This window comes from Streptomyces roseoviridis (assembly GCF_039535235.1).
Taxonomy (GTDB): Bacteria; Actinomycetota; Actinomycetes; order Streptomycetales; family Streptomycetaceae; genus Streptomyces; species Streptomyces roseoviridis.
In genome coordinates, this window is record NZ_BAAAWU010000001.1 from 1,126,842 (window position 1) to 1,142,425 (window position 15,584).

The 15,584-nt window shown below is 71.6% G+C and carries 14 protein-coding genes; 8 read left to right on the plus strand and 6 right to left on the minus strand.

Features of this window, described 5'->3' with window-relative positions; translation table 11 throughout:
* Positions 1 to 45 precede the first annotated feature (45 nt).
* From ABD954_RS04930 to pssA, 8 genes are all read left to right on the plus strand, one after another.
* Complete coding sequence (locus tag ABD954_RS04930; protein ID WP_345484518.1) at positions 46 to 903, plus strand: TetR family transcriptional regulator; 858 nt, start codon at positions 46 to 48, stop codon at positions 901 to 903.
* Between the two features lie 636 nt (positions 904 to 1,539).
* Positions 1,540 to 2,877, plus strand: a complete 1,338-nt coding sequence (ccrA, locus tag ABD954_RS04935; protein WP_345484519.1) for a crotonyl-CoA carboxylase/reductase — start codon at positions 1,540 to 1,542, stop codon at positions 2,875 to 2,877.
* A 15-nt stretch (positions 2,878 to 2,892) separates the two neighbouring features.
* On the plus strand, positions 2,893 to 4,947 hold the full coding sequence (locus ABD954_RS04940; RefSeq protein WP_345484520.1) for a protein meaA: 2,055 nt from the start codon (positions 2,893 to 2,895) through the stop codon (positions 4,945 to 4,947).
* Complete coding sequence (locus ABD954_RS04945) at positions 4,944 to 5,909, plus strand: HpcH/HpaI aldolase/citrate lyase family protein (RefSeq protein WP_345484521.1); 966 nt, start codon at positions 4,944 to 4,946, stop codon at positions 5,907 to 5,909. Before ABD954_RS04940 ends, ABD954_RS04945 begins: the two co-directional genes overlap by 4 nt.
* 5 nt (positions 5,910 to 5,914) lie before the next feature.
* Positions 5,915 to 6,427 (plus strand): MaoC family dehydratase, encoded by a 513-nt coding sequence (locus ABD954_RS04950; RefSeq protein WP_345484522.1) that lies wholly within the window; start codon positions 5,915 to 5,917, stop codon positions 6,425 to 6,427.
* A 2-nt stretch (positions 6,428 to 6,429) separates the two neighbouring features.
* Positions 6,430 to 7,635 (plus strand): acyl-CoA dehydrogenase family protein, encoded by a 1,206-nt coding sequence (locus ABD954_RS04955; RefSeq protein WP_345484523.1) that lies wholly within the window; start codon positions 6,430 to 6,432, stop codon positions 7,633 to 7,635.
* 166 nt (positions 7,636 to 7,801) lie between these two features.
* The gene (locus tag ABD954_RS04960) at positions 7,802 to 8,458 is read left to right on the plus strand and encodes a phosphatidylserine decarboxylase (protein WP_345484524.1); all 657 of its coding nucleotides are present in this window, start codon (positions 7,802 to 7,804) and stop codon (positions 8,456 to 8,458) included.
* Positions 8,451 to 9,329: a CDP-diacylglycerol--serine O-phosphatidyltransferase gene (pssA, locus tag ABD954_RS04965; protein ID WP_345491973.1), complete on the plus strand. Its 879-nt coding sequence runs from the start codon at positions 8,451 to 8,453 to the stop codon at positions 9,327 to 9,329. Before ABD954_RS04960 ends, pssA begins: the two co-directional genes overlap by 8 nt.
* Before the next feature lie 87 nt (positions 9,330 to 9,416).
* Here pssA and ABD954_RS04970 read toward each other — a convergent pair whose 3' ends face one another.
* The 6 genes from ABD954_RS04970 to ABD954_RS04995 form a co-directional block, all read right to left on the minus strand.
* A complete protein-coding gene (locus tag ABD954_RS04970) occupies positions 9,417 to 10,409 on the minus strand; it encodes a GNAT family N-acetyltransferase (RefSeq protein ID WP_345484525.1) in 993 nt (330 codons plus the stop codon).
* A 66-nt stretch (positions 10,410 to 10,475) separates the two neighbouring features.
* A complete protein-coding gene (locus ABD954_RS04975; RefSeq protein ID WP_345484526.1) occupies positions 10,476 to 11,741 on the minus strand; it encodes an ABC transporter substrate-binding protein in 1,266 nt (421 codons plus the stop codon).
* Positions 11,738 to 12,826, minus strand: a complete 1,089-nt coding sequence (locus ABD954_RS04980; protein ID WP_345484527.1) for a branched-chain amino acid ABC transporter permease — start codon at positions 12,824 to 12,826, stop codon at positions 11,738 to 11,740. Before ABD954_RS04980 ends, ABD954_RS04975 begins: the two co-directional genes overlap by 4 nt.
* A complete protein-coding gene (locus ABD954_RS04985; protein ID WP_345484528.1) occupies positions 12,819 to 13,709 on the minus strand; it encodes a branched-chain amino acid ABC transporter permease in 891 nt (296 codons plus the stop codon). The genes ABD954_RS04980 and ABD954_RS04985 overlap by 8 nt, the downstream gene beginning before the upstream one ends.
* Positions 13,706 to 14,605, minus strand: coding sequence for an ABC transporter ATP-binding protein (locus tag ABD954_RS04990; protein WP_345484529.1), 900 nt, complete (start codon positions 14,603 to 14,605; stop codon positions 13,706 to 13,708). The genes ABD954_RS04985 and ABD954_RS04990 overlap by 4 nt, the downstream gene beginning before the upstream one ends.
* An 85-nt stretch (positions 14,606 to 14,690) precedes the next feature.
* Positions 14,691 to 15,527: an ABC transporter ATP-binding protein gene (locus ABD954_RS04995; protein WP_345484530.1), complete on the minus strand. Its 837-nt coding sequence runs from the start codon at positions 15,525 to 15,527 to the stop codon at positions 14,691 to 14,693.
* Positions 15,528 to 15,584 lie beyond the last annotated feature (57 nt).

Here is a 15,584-nt window from a genome sequence, read left to right on the forward strand (position 1 = left end):
GCCGGGGCCGCCTCCCCTGCCCCACCTGGGCACACTCCCGCTCCGATGCAGTACGTTCGGGACATGTCCAAGGCCGCGAAGACACCCCGTGCCACGTCCACGTCCGACGCCCAGGAGAGCGCGGCGGGGACCCGTGCCGCCGCGCAGCGGCTGAAAATGCGCCGGGAACTGGCCGCGGCGGCCATGGAGCTGTTCGCCACCAAGGGCTACGAGGCCACGACCGTCGACGAGATCGCGGCGGCGGCCGGGGTGGCCCGCCGGACCTTCTTCCGCCACTTCCGTTCCAAGGAAGAGGCGATCTTCCCGGACCACGACGACACCCTGGTCCGGGCGGAGGCGGTCCTGAACGCGGCGCCGCCGCACGAGCACCCCCTCGACACGGTGTGCCGGGGCATCAAGGAAGTCATGAAGATGTACGCGGGTTCGCCCGCGGTCTCCGTCGAGCGGTACCGGCTGACCCGCGAGGTGCCGACGCTGCGCGAGCGCGAGATCGCCTCGGTGGCCCGCTACGAGCGCCTCTTCACCCGCTATCTGCTGGGCCACTTCGACGAGCGCGACCACCACGACGGCAACGACGACCCGCTGCTCGCCGAGGTGGCGGCCTCGGCCGTGGTCACCGCCCACAACCACGTCCTGCGCCGCTGGCTGCGGGCGGGCGGCCAGGGGGACGTGGAGGCCCAGCTCGACCACGCCTTCGCCATCGTCCGGGAGACGTTCGGCTCGGGCATAGGCGCCGGCCGCAAGACGGGCACCGTCGCCGCCGCGGCCGGGGCCGCCGCCGAGGAACCGGCGGCGGTCGCCTCGGTCTCCCCCGGGACCGACGTCGTGGTCACGGTGATGCGCTCGGACGCCCCGCTGGACGAGGTCGTCCGCACCATCGAGGAAGCCCTCAAGAAGCGCTGACCCCCGCGGCCGGGGCCGCGTCGGCCCGCCGCGGCGCCCCTGGCGGGCCCCCGGCCACCCGGCCACCCGCCGGCCCGCCACACGGCCACTCGGCCCCTCGGCCACACCCGCGAGTCCCGGCCGGGCCCCGAGCGCCCGGCCCGCCCCCCTTCACCCGTACGGCACCCCGTGCCCCCGGCACCAGCCCCCCGCGCGCCGGGCCCCGCGCGCAAGCCGTCCGCGCCGCCCCCGCCCCGCGCCCGCTGAGCCGTTCGTCACGTCGCCGACGCACGGCCCCGCCCGAATCGCCCCTGGTCAGACGGGTTTTCCGGGGCCCTTCGATCGATCATCGCTCATCTGTGGCGGGCAGATTGCATCTGAGTGAAATTGTTGGCACGCAGTGCCTTGTCAGGTGACACGGCGTGCCATACGTTGATGTCGTCCGGGCGGCCGGCGCGCCGAGGACTCCTCGCGCGCCGGCTGTCCCCACAAGCGATCCTGCTTGTGCGCCCGGGCGCCTGCGTCACAGGCAACCTCGCGCCACACCACGGCGCCGCCACAGCACCACCGCGCCGAACCGACGGCACACCTCCACACCAGCAACCCCGACGCAACCCTCAGCGCGCCCCGTGGGCGCCGCACCGCCGGAGGCATCCCGTGAAGGACATCCTGGACGCGATCCAGTCGCCCGAGTCCACCTCGGCCGACTTCGCCAACATCAAGCTCCCCGAGTCGTACCGCGCCGTCACCGTCCACAAGGACGAGACCGAGATGTTCACCGGGCTCGCCAGCCGCGACAAGGACCCCCGCAAGTCGCTCCACCTGGACGACGTCCCGCTGCCCGAGCTCGGCCCGGGCGAGGCCCTGGTCGCCGTCATGGCCAGCTCCGTGAACTACAACTCGGTCTGGACCTCGATCTTCGAGCCGGTGTCGACCTTCGGCTTCCTGGAGCGCTACGGCCGCCTCTCCGAGCTCACCAAGCGCCACGACCTGCCGTACCACATCATCGGCTCCGACCTCGCGGGCGTCGTCCTGCGCACCGGCCCCGGCGTGAACTCGTGGAAGCCCGGCGACGAGGTCGTCGCGCACTGCCTCTCGGTCGAGCTGGAGTCCTCGGACGGCCACAACGACACGATGCTCGACCCCGAGCAGCGCATCTGGGGCTTCGAGACCAACTTCGGCGGTCTCGCCGAGATCGCCCTCGTGAAGTCCAACCAGCTGATGCCGAAGCCCGACCACCTCAGCTGGGAGGAGGCCGCGGCGCCGGGTCTGGTGAACTCGACCGCGTACCGCCAGCTGGTCTCGCGCAACGGCGCCGGCATGAAGCAGGGCGACAACGTGCTCATCTGGGGCGCGAGCGGCGGCCTCGGCTCGTACGCCACCCAGTTCGCGCTTGCCGGCGGCGCCAACCCGATCTGTGTCGTCTCCTCCCCCGAGAAGGCCGACATCTGCCGCTCGATGGGCGCCGAGGCGGTCATCGACCGCAACGCCGAGGGCTACAGGTTCTGGAAGGACGAGCAGACCCAGGACCCGAAGGAGTGGAAGCGCTTCGGGTCGAAGATCCGCGAGCTGACCGGCGGCGAGGACATCGACATCGTCTTCGAGCACCCGGGCCGCGAGACCTTCGGCGCCTCGGTCTACGTCACCCGCAAGGGCGGCACCATCACCACCTGCGCCTCGACCTCGGGCTACATGCACCAGTACGACAACCGCTACCTGTGGATGTCCCTGAAGCGCATCATCGGCTCGCACTTCGCGAACTACCGCGAGGCGTGGGAGGCCAACCGCCTGATCGCCAAGGGCAAGATCCACCCGACGCTGTCGAAGGTGTACTCGCTGGAGGACACCGGTCAGGCCGCGTACGACGTCCACCGCAACCTGCACCAGGGCAAGGTGGGCGTGCTGGCCCTCGCCCCGGAGGAGGGCCTCGGCGTCCGCGACCCGGAGATGCGCGCGAAGCACATCGACGCCATCAACCGCTTCCGTAACGTCTGACCCCCGGGACCACAGATGACAGAGCGTCAGCCGCAGGCACGCAAGGAAAAGGACCGGCCGTGGCTCATGCGGACGTACGCCGGCCACTCGACCGCCGAGGCGTCGAACGAGCTCTACCGGCGGAACCTCGCCAAGGGCCAGACCGGCCTCTCGGTCGCGTTCGACCTGCCCACGCAGACCGGCTACGACCCCGACCACATCCTCGCCCGCGGCGAGGTCGGCCGGGTCGGGGTCCCCGTCTCGCACCTCGGTGACATGCGGCGGCTGTTCCAGGACATCCCCCTGGAGCAGATGAACACCTCGATGACCATCAACGCCACCGCGATGTGGCTGCTGGCGCTCTACCAGGTGGTCGCCGAGGAGCAGGGCGCGGACATCACCAAGCTCCAGGGCACCACCCAGAACGACATCGTGAAGGAGTACCTGTCGCGGGGGACGCACGTCTTCCCGCCGGGGCCGTCGCTGCGCCTGACGACGGACATGATCGCCTACACGGTGAACCACATGCCGAAGTGGAACCCGATCAACATCTGCAGCTACCACCTGCAGGAGGCGGGGGCCACTCCGGTCCAGGAGATCGCGTACGCGATGTCCACGGCCATCGCCGTCCTCGACGCCGTCCGCGCCTCGGGGCAGGTCCCCGAGGAGCGGTTCGGCGAGGTCGTCGCCCGGATCTCGTTCTTCGTGAACGCCGGCGTCCGCTTCATCGAGGAGATGTGCAAGATGCGCGCCTTCGGCCGCATCTGGGACACGATCACCCGCGAGCGCTACGGCATCGAGGACCCCCGTCAGCGCCGGTTCCGCTACGGCGTGCAGGTCAACTCGCTCGGCCTGACCGAGGCCCAGCCGGAGAACAACGTCCAGCGGATCGTCCTGGAGATGCTGGCCGTCACGCTCTCCAAGGACGCCCGCGCGCGGGCCGTGCAGCTGCCCGCCTGGAACGAGGCGCTCGGCCTGCCCCGGCCCTGGGACCAGCAGTGGTCGCTGCGCATCCAGCAGGTCCTCGCCCACGAGTCCGACCTGCTGGAGTACGAGGACATCTTCGCCGGCTCGCACGTCATCGAGGCCAAGGTGGACGCCCTGGTCACCGACTGCATGGCGGAGATCGAGCGGATCCAGGAGATGGGCGGCGCGATGGCCGCCGTCGAGTCCGGCTACCTCAAGGCGCAGCTGGTCTCCTCGCACGCCGAGCGGCGCGCCCGGATCGAGTCGGGCGAGGAGAAGATCGTCGGCGTCAACATCTTCGAGACGACCGAGCCGAACCCGCTGACCGCGGACCTCGACACCGCGATCCAGACGGTCGACCCGGCCGTCGAGGCGCGGGTGGTGGCCGCCCTCCAGGAGTGGCGGGACACCCGCTACCAGCCGCCGTTCAACCACCCGAGGCCCTGCAAGGCCCTGGAGCGCCTCAAGGAGGCCGCCAAGGGCAGCGGGAACCTCATGGAGGCCACCCTCGAGTGCGCCCGGGCGGGTGTCACGACCGGCGAGTGGGCCGGGGCGCTGCGCGAGGTCTTCGGCGAGTTCCGCGCCCCGACCGGCGTCTCCTCCGCCCCGGTGGCGGTGCCGGCCGAGGCGGGCTCCCCGCTGGCCGAGGTGCGCCGCAAGGTGGACCGGACGGCCCAGGACATGGGAGTGGGCAAGCTCCGCTTCCTGGTCGGCAAGCCGGGCCTCGACGGGCACTCCAACGGTGCCGAGCAGATCGCCGTGCGGGCCCGTGACGCCGGCTTCGAGGTGGTCTACCAGGGCATCCGGCTGACGCCCGAGCAGATCGTGGACGCGGCCCTGGAGGAGGACGTGCACGCGGTCGGCCTGTCGATCCTGTCCGGCTCGCACGCCCAGCTGGTGCCGGACGTCCTCGACCGGCTGAAGGACGCGGGCGCGGCCGACATCCCGGTCGTCGTCGGCGGGATCATCCCGAACGCCGACGCCGAGGAGCTGCGGGCGGCGGGTGTGGCCGCCGTCTTCACGCCGAAGGACTTCGGCATCACCGGGATCATCGGCCGTATCGTCGACGAGATCCGCAAAGCCAACAAGCTCAGCCCCCTCGAAAGTACGGAGGTCCCCGCATGACCAGCCCCGTGAACCGCCTGCGCCCCCGCCGCTCGTGCCTGGCGGTCCCCGGCTCCAACCCGCGCTTCCTGGAGAAGGCCCAGGGTCTCGCCGCGGACCAGGTCTTCCTCGACCTGGAGGACGCCTGCGCGCCGCTGGCCAAGCCGGAGGCCCGGCACACCATCGTGAAGTTCCTGAACGAGGGCGACTGGACGGGCAAGACCCGCGTCGTGCGCGTCAACGACTGGACGACCCACTGGACCTACCGGGACGTGGTCACGGTCGTCGAGGGCGCCGGCCAGAACCTCGACTGCATCATGCTGCCGAAGGTGCAGAACGCGGAGCAGATCGTCGCCCTCGACCTGCTGCTGACGCAGATCGAGAAGACGATGGGCTTCGAGGTCGGCAAGATCGGCATCGAGGCGCAGATCGAGAACGCGCAGGGCCTCGTCAACGTGAACGCGATCGCGCAGGCCTCGCAGCGCGTGGAGACGATCATCTTCGGCCCGGCCGACTTCATGGCCTCCATCAACATGAAGTCCCTGGTCGTCGGCGAGCAGCCGCCCGGCTACCCGGCGGACGCGTACCACCACATCCTGATGAGCATCCTGATGGCCGCCCGCGCCAACAACCTCCAGGCGATCGACGGCCCCTACCTCCAGATCCGCAACCAGGAGGGCTACCGCGCGGTCGCGCAGCGGGCCGCCGCGCTCGGCTTCGACGGCAAGTGGGTGCTGCACCCGGACCAGGTCGCCGCCGCGAACGAGATCTTCTCGCCGTCGCAGGAGGACTTCGACCACGCCGAGCTGATCCTCGACGCGTACGACTACTACACGTCCGAGGCCGGCGGGAAGAAGGGCTCGGCGATGCTCGGCGACGAGATGATCGACGAGGCCTCCCGCAAGATGGCGCTGGTCATCTCGGGCAAGGGCCGGGCCGCCGGAATGCAGCGCACCAGCAAGTTCGAGATCCCGGAGGCCTGATTCCGATGCAGTTCGGCCGCACCTACGAAGAGTTCGAGATCGGCGCCGTCTACAAGCACTGGCCCGGAAAGACGGTCACCGAGTACGACGACCACCTCTTCTGTCTGCTGACGATGAACCACCATCCGCTGCACATGGACGTGAACTACGCGGAGAACACGACGGACTTCAAGAAGAACGTCGTCGTCGGCAACTACATCTACTCGCTGCTGCTCGGCATGTCCGTGCCGGACGTCTCCGGAAAGGCGATCGCCAACCTGGAGATCGAGTCGCTGCGGCACGTGGCGCCGACCTTCCACGGCGACACCATCTACGGCGAGACGACCGTGCTCGACAAGACGCCGTCGAAGTCGAAGAGCGACCGCGGCATCGTCTACGTCGAGACCAAGGGCTACAAGCAGGACGGCACCCTGGTGTGCGTCTTCCGCCGCAAGGTCATGGTCCCGACGGCCGAGTACATCGAAGCGCGCGGCGGCGAGCAGCCCGGCCGCCCGGTCCTCAACGAGCAGGGGAAGTAGTCATGGCGCGACTCGCCCAGACGCACGGTCTGACCGACGTCCAGCAGGAGATCCTCTCCACGGTCCGCGACTTCGTGGACAAGGAGATCATCCCGGTCGCCACGGAGCTGGAGCACCGTGACGAGTACCCGCAGCAGATCGTGGACGGGCTCAAGGAGCTCGGCGTCTTCGGCCTGATGATCCCCGAGGAGTACGGGGGCCTGGGTGAGTCGCTGCTCACCTACGCGCTGTGCGTGGAGGAGATCGCGCGCGGCTGGATGTCGGTGTCCGGCATCATCAACACGCACTTCATCGTGGCGTACATGCTGAAGCAGCACGGCACCCAGGAGCAGAAGGACCACTTCCTGCCGCGGATGGCGGCCGGCGAGGTGCGTGGCGCGTTCTCGATGTCGGAGCCGGGGCTCGGCTCGGACGTGTCGGCGATCACGTCCAAGGCGGTGAAGGACGGCGACGAGTACGTCCTGAACGGCCAGAAGATGTGGCTGACGAACGGTGGTACGTCAACGCTGGTGGCCGTTCTCGTCCGAAGTGACGAAGGACACCCCGAGGGGACCGCCCCGCACAAGTCGATGACGACCTTCCTCGTCGAGAAGGAGCCCGGTTTCGGGGAGGTCCGTCCGGGCCTCACCATTCCCGGCAAGATCGAGAAGATGGGCTACAAGGGCGTCGACACGACCGAGCTCATCATGGACGGCCTGCGCGTTCCCGCCGATCGGGTGCTCGGCGGGGTCACCGGGCGGGGCTTCTACCAGATGATGGACGGCGTGGAGGTCGGCCGCGTGAACGTCGCGGCGCGTGGCTGCGGCGTCGCTCAGCGTGCCTTCGAGCTGGGCGTCCAGTACGCGCAGCAGCGTCACACCTTCGGCAAGCCGATCGCCCAGCACCAGGCGATTCAGTTCAAGCTGGCCGAGATGGCTACCAAGGTCGAGGCCGCTCATGCCATGATGGTGAACGCAGCACGCAAAAAGGACTCCGGGGAACGAAACGACCTTGAGGCAGGGATGGCGAAGTACCTCGCCTCCGAGTACTGCAAGGAGGTCGTGGAGGATGCCTTCCGCATCCACGGTGGTTACGGATTCTCCAAGGAGTACGAGATCGAGCGTCTCTACCGTGAGGCGCCGATGCTGCTCATCGGCGAAGGTACCGCCGAGATCCAGAAAATGATCATTGGTCGTCGGCTGCTCGAGGAGTACCGATTCCAGGGTTGATTGTCGCATTTGGGTCGGTTCGGCCGCGAAGAAGATCACACCCTGTGTTCGTCTTCCGGCCGCCGACTCGGCTTCTGGCTTGCCCAGTTGCGGCCCGCAACCGATAGCATCGCCGGAAAGCCGCCGTCCCCCGCCAGTGCGGCATCATCCGCTACGAAGGTCATCCATGCCCCACAGCCAAACCTCTGCACACCGCGACAGCCTCAAGGGCGTCAGCATCGCACGCGGAGCATCGCCGTGGCTTCTGCCGACCGTCGCCACCGCGGCGCTCAGCCTCGCGCGCGCCCGGAAGTCGAAGCGTGCCGCGGCGATCGCCGTGCCGGCCACCGCTCTCGCGGCCGGCATGCTGTGGTTCTTCCGCGACCCCGAGCGCGAGATCGCTCAGGGCCGGGTCATCTCGCCCGCCGACGGTGTGGTGCAGAGCATCATGCCGTGGAAGGACGGGCGCACCCGTGTCGCCATCTTCATGAGCCCGCTGAACGTCCACGTCAACCGCGCGCCGCTGGCCGGCACGGTGACGTCCGTGGAGCACGTGCCCGGTGGGTTCGTGCCGGCGTTCAACAAGGAGAGCGAGAACAACGAGCGCGTTGTCTGGCACTTCGACACCGAGCTCGGTGACATCGAGATGGTGCAGATCGCGGGCGCCGTCGCCCGGCGGATCGTGCCGTATATCCCGCAGGGGACGAAGGTCGAGCAGGGTGACCGGATCGGTCTGATCCGCTTCGGCTCGCGGGTCGACATCTACCTCCCGGAGGGTGTCGAGGTCGCCGTCGAGGTGGGGCAGCCCACGACCGCGGGGGTGACTCGCATTGACCGTGATTGATCCCGACACACGGGCGGCCGACTGGGTCGCCGACGCGGAGGCGGAGGCGGCCGAAGAGGCCGAGGAGATGCCGCTGTCGCTGAGGCTGTCCATAGCGGACGCCCTCACGCTCGGTAACGCCACCTGCGGATTCATGGCGGTGTACTTCACCACCACCGGCATCCTCATCCCGCACCTCACCGGCAGCGGTGTGGAGACCGGCATGGCGCGCCACTCGGCCGCCACCGCCGTGATCCTGATGCTGGGCGCGGCGATCTTCGACCTGTTCGACGGCATCGTGGCGCGCAAGCTCCGCAGCTCGCCGATGGGTGCCGAGCTGGACAACCTGTCGGACCTGATCAGCTTCGGCCTGGCCCCGGCGTACTTCGTGCTCGTGTACGGCATGGTCGCGGACGACGCGCACCAGAAGGTCTCGGCGGTGGCCGCGATCGTGGTCCTGCTCGCGGTGGTGCTCAGACTCGCGCGGTTCTCCTGCGTGACGATGAAGGACGGCATGTTCCAGGGCATGCCGAGCCCGTTCGGCGCGCTGACGGTCGTCTCGATCGTCCTGCTGGAGCTGCCGTTCATCCCGACCCTGCTGGCGATCATCGGCACGGCGTGGCTGATGGTGAGCCGGGTGGAGTACCCGAAGCCGCGGGGTGTCCTCGCGGTGGCGATGCTCAGCTGGATCGTGGGAGCGATGGCCATGCTGGCGGCCTGGGCGTTCGACGCCCCCGGCGGTCAGCTGCTGCTCCAGACCGGCTGCGCGCTGCAGGTGGTGCTGGGCGCCGTGATCCCCCTCTTCGCGACGGCCCGGCGCGTGAACACCTTCCGTGACAACCGGCGCGAGAGCCGGGAGGCGCGGCAGGCGCAGGCGGCGCAGCTGCCGTAGCGGCCTGACAGGGCAGACATACGGGGAAGGGCCCCGGACGCGGACCGCGTCCGGGGCCCTTCTCGCGCGCCCGCGTGCCCCGCACGGTCAGACCAGGCGCTTGTAGTACAGCGTGGTGGGGCGCAGGGTGCCGTCGGGGGCGGCGGCGAAGTCCGGGATCACCCCGGCAGCGGTCCAGCCGGCCGCCCGGTACAGCCGCTCGGCGGGGCTGTCGGTCTCGGTGTCCAGGACGAGCAGGGTGAGGCCCTGAGCCGCCGCGTGCGCCTCCGCCGTGGCGAGGAGCCGGGCGCCGAGTCCCCGGCCGCGGGCGGAGCCGTGGACCACCAGGCGGGCGATCTCCCCCCGGTGCCGCCCGTTCGCCTTGCCGTCGCGGACGAGGGTGACGGCGCCCAGGACCTCGTCGGCGGGCCCGAGGGCCGCCCAGACCTCCCGTACGCCCCGCTCGGCGTCCTCGGCGGCGGTGCGCCACCAGGCGGCCGCCTCGGCGGGTTCCAGGGGCGCCAGGAAGCCGACGGAGGCGCCGCCTTCGACCGCGTCGCACAGGAGCGCGGCGAGGCCGTCGGCGGCCCGGGAGCGGATGTCGGCCGGGGAGAGCCGCAGGACGCGGTCCAGAGGCTTCTCCAGGCACAGCAGGCCGGGCCGGTCGTCCCAGGGCCGGACCGTCCGGAAGCCGAGCCGCCGGTACAGGGCGAGGGCGCCCTCCCGCCAGGTCCACACCGACAGGCGTACGCGGCGGGCGCCGGCTGCCTCGGCGCGGCGCAGGGCCTCGGCCGTCAGGGCCCGTGCCGCGCCTCTCCCCCGGGCGGCGGGCTCCACCCACAGCCGCTTGATCTCGGCCCGCGCGGTGAGCACCACGAGGCCGGCCGCCGGCTCGCCCGGCGCCCCGGCCAGGAGCAGGGTGTCGTCGGCGAAGGCGGCCCCGGGGTCGAGCACCTCGGTGCGGTAGACGGCCGGCAGCCCGTCGACGGTGTCGACGGGCTGTCCCTTCTCGGCCTCGGTGCTGAGGTGGTACGCGGCCAGGAGGGCCGGGACGCGGGGATCGTCGGGGGCGGCGGGGCGGACCGTGAAGAGATCGTTCATGGCCCGAGCTTCACATTCCGTTGTTTCCGGCGGGTGACGGCCTGTCCCCGGGGCGGTCGGCGGAGGTCAGGGCGCGTAGGAGGCCGCCGCCTCGGCGGTGAACGGCTGCCGGACCGTCCGCATGCCGCCGGGCACGGAGGCGTCCGGCTGGAGGATGACCGACTCGCGCGACGAGGGCGCCTTCGGGTCGCCGAAGTCGTGGGTCATGCCGAAGCCCGCGTCGTACGAGGTCATCGTCAGCAGTGCCTTGTCGATGCCCTCACGGGTCAGGTCCTTCTCGGCGCAGGCCTTCTTCAGGGCCTCGCCGAAGACGCTCGCGGCGGTCCAGCCGGCCACGATGCCGTTGTCGAGGCTGTCGCCCGGGTAGGCCGCCTTGTAGTCGGCGACCAGCTTCTTCGCGACCGGGGTGTCCGCCCCGATCGGGAGGCTCGGGGAGGCCACCCAGTACATCTTCTGCAGGGCGGGACCGGCCTGGGTGCCGAGCAGCTGCGGCGAGAACGCCGAGTTGTTGCCGACGACCGGCACCTTCAGGCCGGTGGCCGCCGCGACGCCGACGAGGGAGGCGGCCTGGCGCGGGCCCGCGCTGAGGACGACGGCCTTGACCCCGGCCTGCTTCAGGGCCGCGACCTGCGCCGACATGTCGTTGTCGGTGGGCTTGATCTTCTGCTCGACGACCTCGAGGCCCGCCTTCCCGGCGGCGTGCTCGGCGCCCGCGAGCGCGTTCTCGCCGTAGTCGCCCTCGAAGTACACGTGGCCGATCCGGTCCCCCGCCTTCAGGCCCTTCTCCTTCACCAGGAAGTCGACCGCGTTGATGGTCTCCACGTCGTACGTGGAGCCGAGGACGCGGATGTAGGGCGAGCCGAGCAGCGAGGCGGACCAGGCCTGCGGCAGGACCAGGCCCTTGTCCAGGCCGTCGACGCGCCCCTTGACGGCGGCGACGAAGGGCGAGCCGATGAACTGCGGGTAGCCGACGACCTTCGGCTCCAGCTCGGTGTAGGCGGCGAGCGCCTTCTGCGGGTCGTAGCCGTGGTCGCGGACCGTCAGCTCCAACTGCCGGCCGCAGATCCCGCCGGCCGCGTTGACCTGCTTCACGTACAGCTGCTGGGCCTGGGTGACGCTCTTGCCGAGGGTGGCGTACACGCCGGTCATGTCGGTGAGCGCGCCGAGGGTGATCGCCTTGTCGGTGACGCCCTTGCCGGCCTTCACCCCGCCCGCGCCGGTGCCCTCGCCGTCGCCGCCCTTCGCCTTGGAGCTGCAGCCGGCGGCGGTCAGCGCGACCAGTGCCGCGAGGGCCGCGGTCAGGCCCCGCACGGCCTGTCGTCGGTGGTTCATCGTTCCTCCCCAGAGGTGGACGGTGTGCGCCGGGCGGCCGGCCGGACCAGGCCGCCGGGCAGGAAGAGCACCACCGCGACGACGGCGGCGCCATAGAGGTAGCGGGCGGCCTCCCCCGGTGCGATCCCGCCCGTCCCGGGGGCGGAGACCAGGGGAAGGACGTCGCTGTACCGGTTGAGGAGCTGCGGCAGCAGGGAGACGAACACGCCTCCGACGACCGCACCGGCGACCGAACCGAGACCGCCGATGACGATCATGGCCAGGTATTCGAGGGAGAGCATCATGCCGAAGTACTCCGGCACGGTGCGCTGGAAGACCAGGGCGAGCACCACGCCCGCCAGGCCCGCGTACATGGAGGACAGGACGAACACGGCGGCCCGGTGGCGGGCCACCGGGATGCCCATCACCCCGGCCGCGATCCGGTGGTCCCGGATGGCGTTCATGGCCCGTCCCGGCCTGCCCCGCAGCACGCCCCGCGCGAAGAGGGCGCCCGCGAGGAGCAGCACGAGGCCCAGGTACCAGAGCTTCTCGGCGGAGCCGAACGGCACCGACGCGACGAGCAGCTCGCTGTCGTCGAAGGTGAGGCCGAACAGGTGCAGCGGCGGGACGGCGCGGCCGTTGTAGCCGCCGGTCAGGTCGTGGGCGTTGAACAGCACGTGCTGGCCGATGAAGATCAGCGCGAGGGTGGCGATGCCGAGGTACGCGCCGCGCAGCCGGCCCGCGATCGGCGAGAACACCCCGCCCGCCAGGCCCGCGAGGGCGACGGCCAGCACCACGGCGAGCCAGCCGGGCAGCCCGAGGCCGGTCAGACCGTCGGAGCCGTCGCCCGCGAAGGCGCAGTAGCCGTACGCGCCGACGGCGAGGAAGAAGGCGTGGCCCATGGAGAGCTGCCCGGTGGCGCCGGTCAGCAGGTTGATCCCGATGGCGCCGATGGCGGCGGCCATGGCGAAGAGACCGGCCTGCAGCCAGAAGCGGTCCAGATAGAAGGGCAGGGCGAGCAGGACCAGGCCGGCGGCGGCCCCCGTCCAGAGCCTCGGGCGGGCGAGGACGGCGGTGCGGCGGGCGGTGAGCGTCGTCTCAGACACGGGCCAGCTCCTTGGTGCCGAAGAGCCCGGCCGGGCGGACAAGCAGCACCGCGACCATGACGAGGTACGGGGCGAGGTCGCCGATCCCGCGGCCCAGGAAGGTCAGGTCGCCCTGGTAGCCGGTGGCCAGGGACTCGGTGACGCCGACGAGGAGGCCGCCGACGAGGGCGCCGGTGGTGGAGTCGAGGCCGCCGAGGATGGCCGCGGGAAAGGCCTTGAGCGCGGCCAGCGAGGTCGAGCGCTCCAGGCCGGGGGTCGGGAAGACGGTGAGGAACAGGGCGGCGACGGCGGCGAGCGCGCCCGCGACCGCCCAGGCGCCGAGCGAGACCCGGCCGAGGCGGATGCCCATCAGGGCGGCCGTCTCCCGGTTCTCCGCGGCGGCCCGCATGGCCACGCCCCAGGACGTGTAGCGGAAGGCCAGCAGGAAGGCGGTGATGAGCAGTCCGGCGGCGAGGAACGCGGCGATCCGGGTCTGCGCGACCGTCACCGGGCCGATGGTGACGACGGTGTCGCCCCACGGGTCGCCGAGGGCGAGCACGTCGGTGCCGATCCGGCGGGTGAGCTCGGTGGTCAGCAGGATGTCGACGCCGATGGTGACGATGGCGAGGACGCTGTGGTCGGCGCCCCGGTAGCGGCGCATCACCAGGAACTCGACGGCCGCGCCGACCAGGGCCGCGCCGGCGACGCCGACGGCGAGCGCGGGCCAGAAGCCGAGGTCGTCGTGGAGGACGGCGGTGAGGTAGCCGCCGGCGAGCAGCAGCGAGGCGTGGGCGAAGTTGACGACCTCCGTGGCGCGGAAGATGACGACGAACCCGAGGGCGATGAGGGCGTAGATCGACCCCAGTGAGACGCCGTTGACGAGGAGTTCGGCGAAGGTGCTCACTCGGCGTCCTCCTCTCCGAGATAGGCGCGGACGACGGCCGGGTCGTTCTGGACGTCGGCGGGGGTGCCGTCGGCGATGCGGCGGCCGAAGTCGAGGACGGTGACGGCGTCGGCGAGCCGCATCACCACCCCCATGTCGTGTTCGACCAGGACGATGGAGATGCCGAGGCTGTCGCGGACGCCGGCGATGACGGCGGCGGTGCGGCGCCGTTCGTCGGCGGTCATCCCGGCGACGGGCTCGTCGAGGAGCAGCAGCCTGGGCTCCATGCACAGGGCGCGGGCGAGTTCGGCGAGCTTCTGCCGGCCGTACGGGAGGGAGCCCGCGGGGCGTGCCAGGTCCTCCTCCAGGCCGACGAAGGCGGCGATCTCGCGGACCCTGGCCCGGTGCCGGGCCTCCTCGCGGGCGGCGGAGGGCAGCCGGAGCCCGGCACCGAGGAAGCCGGTCCGGGTGAGCCGGTGCCGACCGAGCATCAGGCTGTCCTCGACGGTGGCGCGGGGCGGCAGCGCGAGGTTCTGGAAGATCCGGGCGACGCCCAGGCCGGCGATCCGGTGCGGGGGCAGGCCGGTCAGTTCGTGGTCGCCGAAGCGCACGGAGCCGGAGGTGGCCCGGTAGACGCCCGAGAGCACGTTGAAGCAGGTGGACTTGCCGGCGCCGTTCGGTCCGATGACGGCGTGCACGGTGCCGGGCCGCACGGTGAAGGAGACACCGTCGAGGGCGGTGAGCCCGGCGAAGCGGACGGTGACGTCGCGGACGTCGAGGGCGGGGACGTCGGTCGGGGCGGTGGCCGCGGGGGCGGCGCCCTCGCCGGGGCCGGTGTTCCCGCCCGGCGCCGGGGCGGCGCCGGCGGGATCCGGCTCCGGGTCCCGGCCGGGGCGCGGGAGCGGGGTGCGGCTCATCGGGTCTCCTCCCCGCGGGCCGGCGCCGGGCGGCGGGCGGGACCCGGGTCCCGGGCCGAACGCGGAAGCGGGAGCGGGCTGCGGCTCATCGGGTCTCCTCCCAGCGGGCCAGCGCCGGGCGGCGGGCGGGCTTCGTGGCGTTCCCGTCCGGGTCCGGGCGTCCGGTGGGTTCGTCCTCGTCGGCGACGCCCAGGTAGCGGCGCCGGATCTCGTCCGAGGCGGCGAGTTCCGCGGCCGGACCGGAGAGGGTGACCCGGCCGACCTCCAGGACGTACGCGCGGGAGGCGAGCCGCAGGGCGAGGGCCGCGTTCTGCTCGACGAGCAGCACCGCCGTGCCCTGCGCGTTGATCTCCCGGACGGTGTCGGCGATGCGGGCGGCCATCAGCGGAGCGAGCCCGAGCGAGGGTTCGTCGAGCAGGAGCAGCCGCGGGGACGCCATCAGGGCCCGGCCGACGGCCAGCATCTGCTGCTCCCCGCCCGACAGCAGGCCCGCCTGCTGTCGGGCGCGCTCGGCGAGCACGGGGAACAGCTCGTGGACCCGCCTGAGGGCCGCCGCCTTCGCGGCCCGGTCGCCGCGCGCGCCGAGCGTCCCGGCGCGCAGGTTGTCCTCGACCGTCATCCGGGCGAAGACCTGCCGGCCCTCGGGGACCTGGGACACCCCGGCGGCCACCACCCGGTCCGTCGCGAGCCCGTCGAGCGGTCGGCCGCCGAAGCGGACGGTGCCGCCGGTGACCGCGCCGCCGTGGAACGGCAGCGTGCGGGAGATCGCCCGCAGCAGGGTGGACTTGCCGGCGCCGTTGCCGCCGAGGACGGTGACGACCGCGCCCTCGGGCACCTCGACCGACACCTCGCGCAAGGCGCGTACCGGCCCGTATCCCGCCGTCAGGTCCGTGACCTCCAGGGCGAGTGCGGTACCTCCCATGGTTCCCCTTCCGTGTCGCGTGGCGCTCACCCCAGCACCGGGCCGGGCCGCCCGTCC

Bases quoted from the DNA above. Each gene is read 5' to 3' on its own strand.
- ABD954_RS04970 (WP_345484525.1), bottom strand. From the start codon at position 10,409: ATGAACGATCTCTTCACGGTCCGCCCCGCCGCCCCCGACGATCCCCGC.
- ABD954_RS04995 (WP_345484530.1), bottom strand. From the start codon at position 15,527: ATGGGAGGTACCGCACTCGCCCTGGAGGTCACGGACCTGACGGCGGGA.
- ABD954_RS04930 (WP_345484518.1), top strand. From the start codon at position 46: ATGCAGTACGTTCGGGACATGTCCAAGGCCGCGAAGACACCCCGTGCC.
- ABD954_RS04955 (WP_345484523.1), top strand. From the start codon at position 6,430: ATGGCGCGACTCGCCCAGACGCACGGTCTGACCGACGTCCAGCAGGAG.
- ABD954_RS04950 (WP_345484522.1), top strand. From the start codon at position 5,915: ATGCAGTTCGGCCGCACCTACGAAGAGTTCGAGATCGGCGCCGTCTAC.
- ABD954_RS04990 (WP_345484529.1), bottom strand. From the start codon at position 14,605: ATGAGCCGCACCCCGCTCCCGCGCCCCGGCCGGGACCCGGAGCCGGAT.
- ABD954_RS04975 (WP_345484526.1), bottom strand. From the start codon at position 11,741: ATGAACCACCGACGACAGGCCGTGCGGGGCCTGACCGCGGCCCTCGCG.
- ABD954_RS04940 (WP_345484520.1), top strand. From the start codon at position 2,893: ATGACAGAGCGTCAGCCGCAGGCACGCAAGGAAAAGGACCGGCCGTGG.
- ABD954_RS04945 (WP_345484521.1), top strand. From the start codon at position 4,944: ATGACCAGCCCCGTGAACCGCCTGCGCCCCCGCCGCTCGTGCCTGGCG.
- ABD954_RS04960 (WP_345484524.1), top strand. From the start codon at position 7,802: ATGCCCCACAGCCAAACCTCTGCACACCGCGACAGCCTCAAGGGCGTC.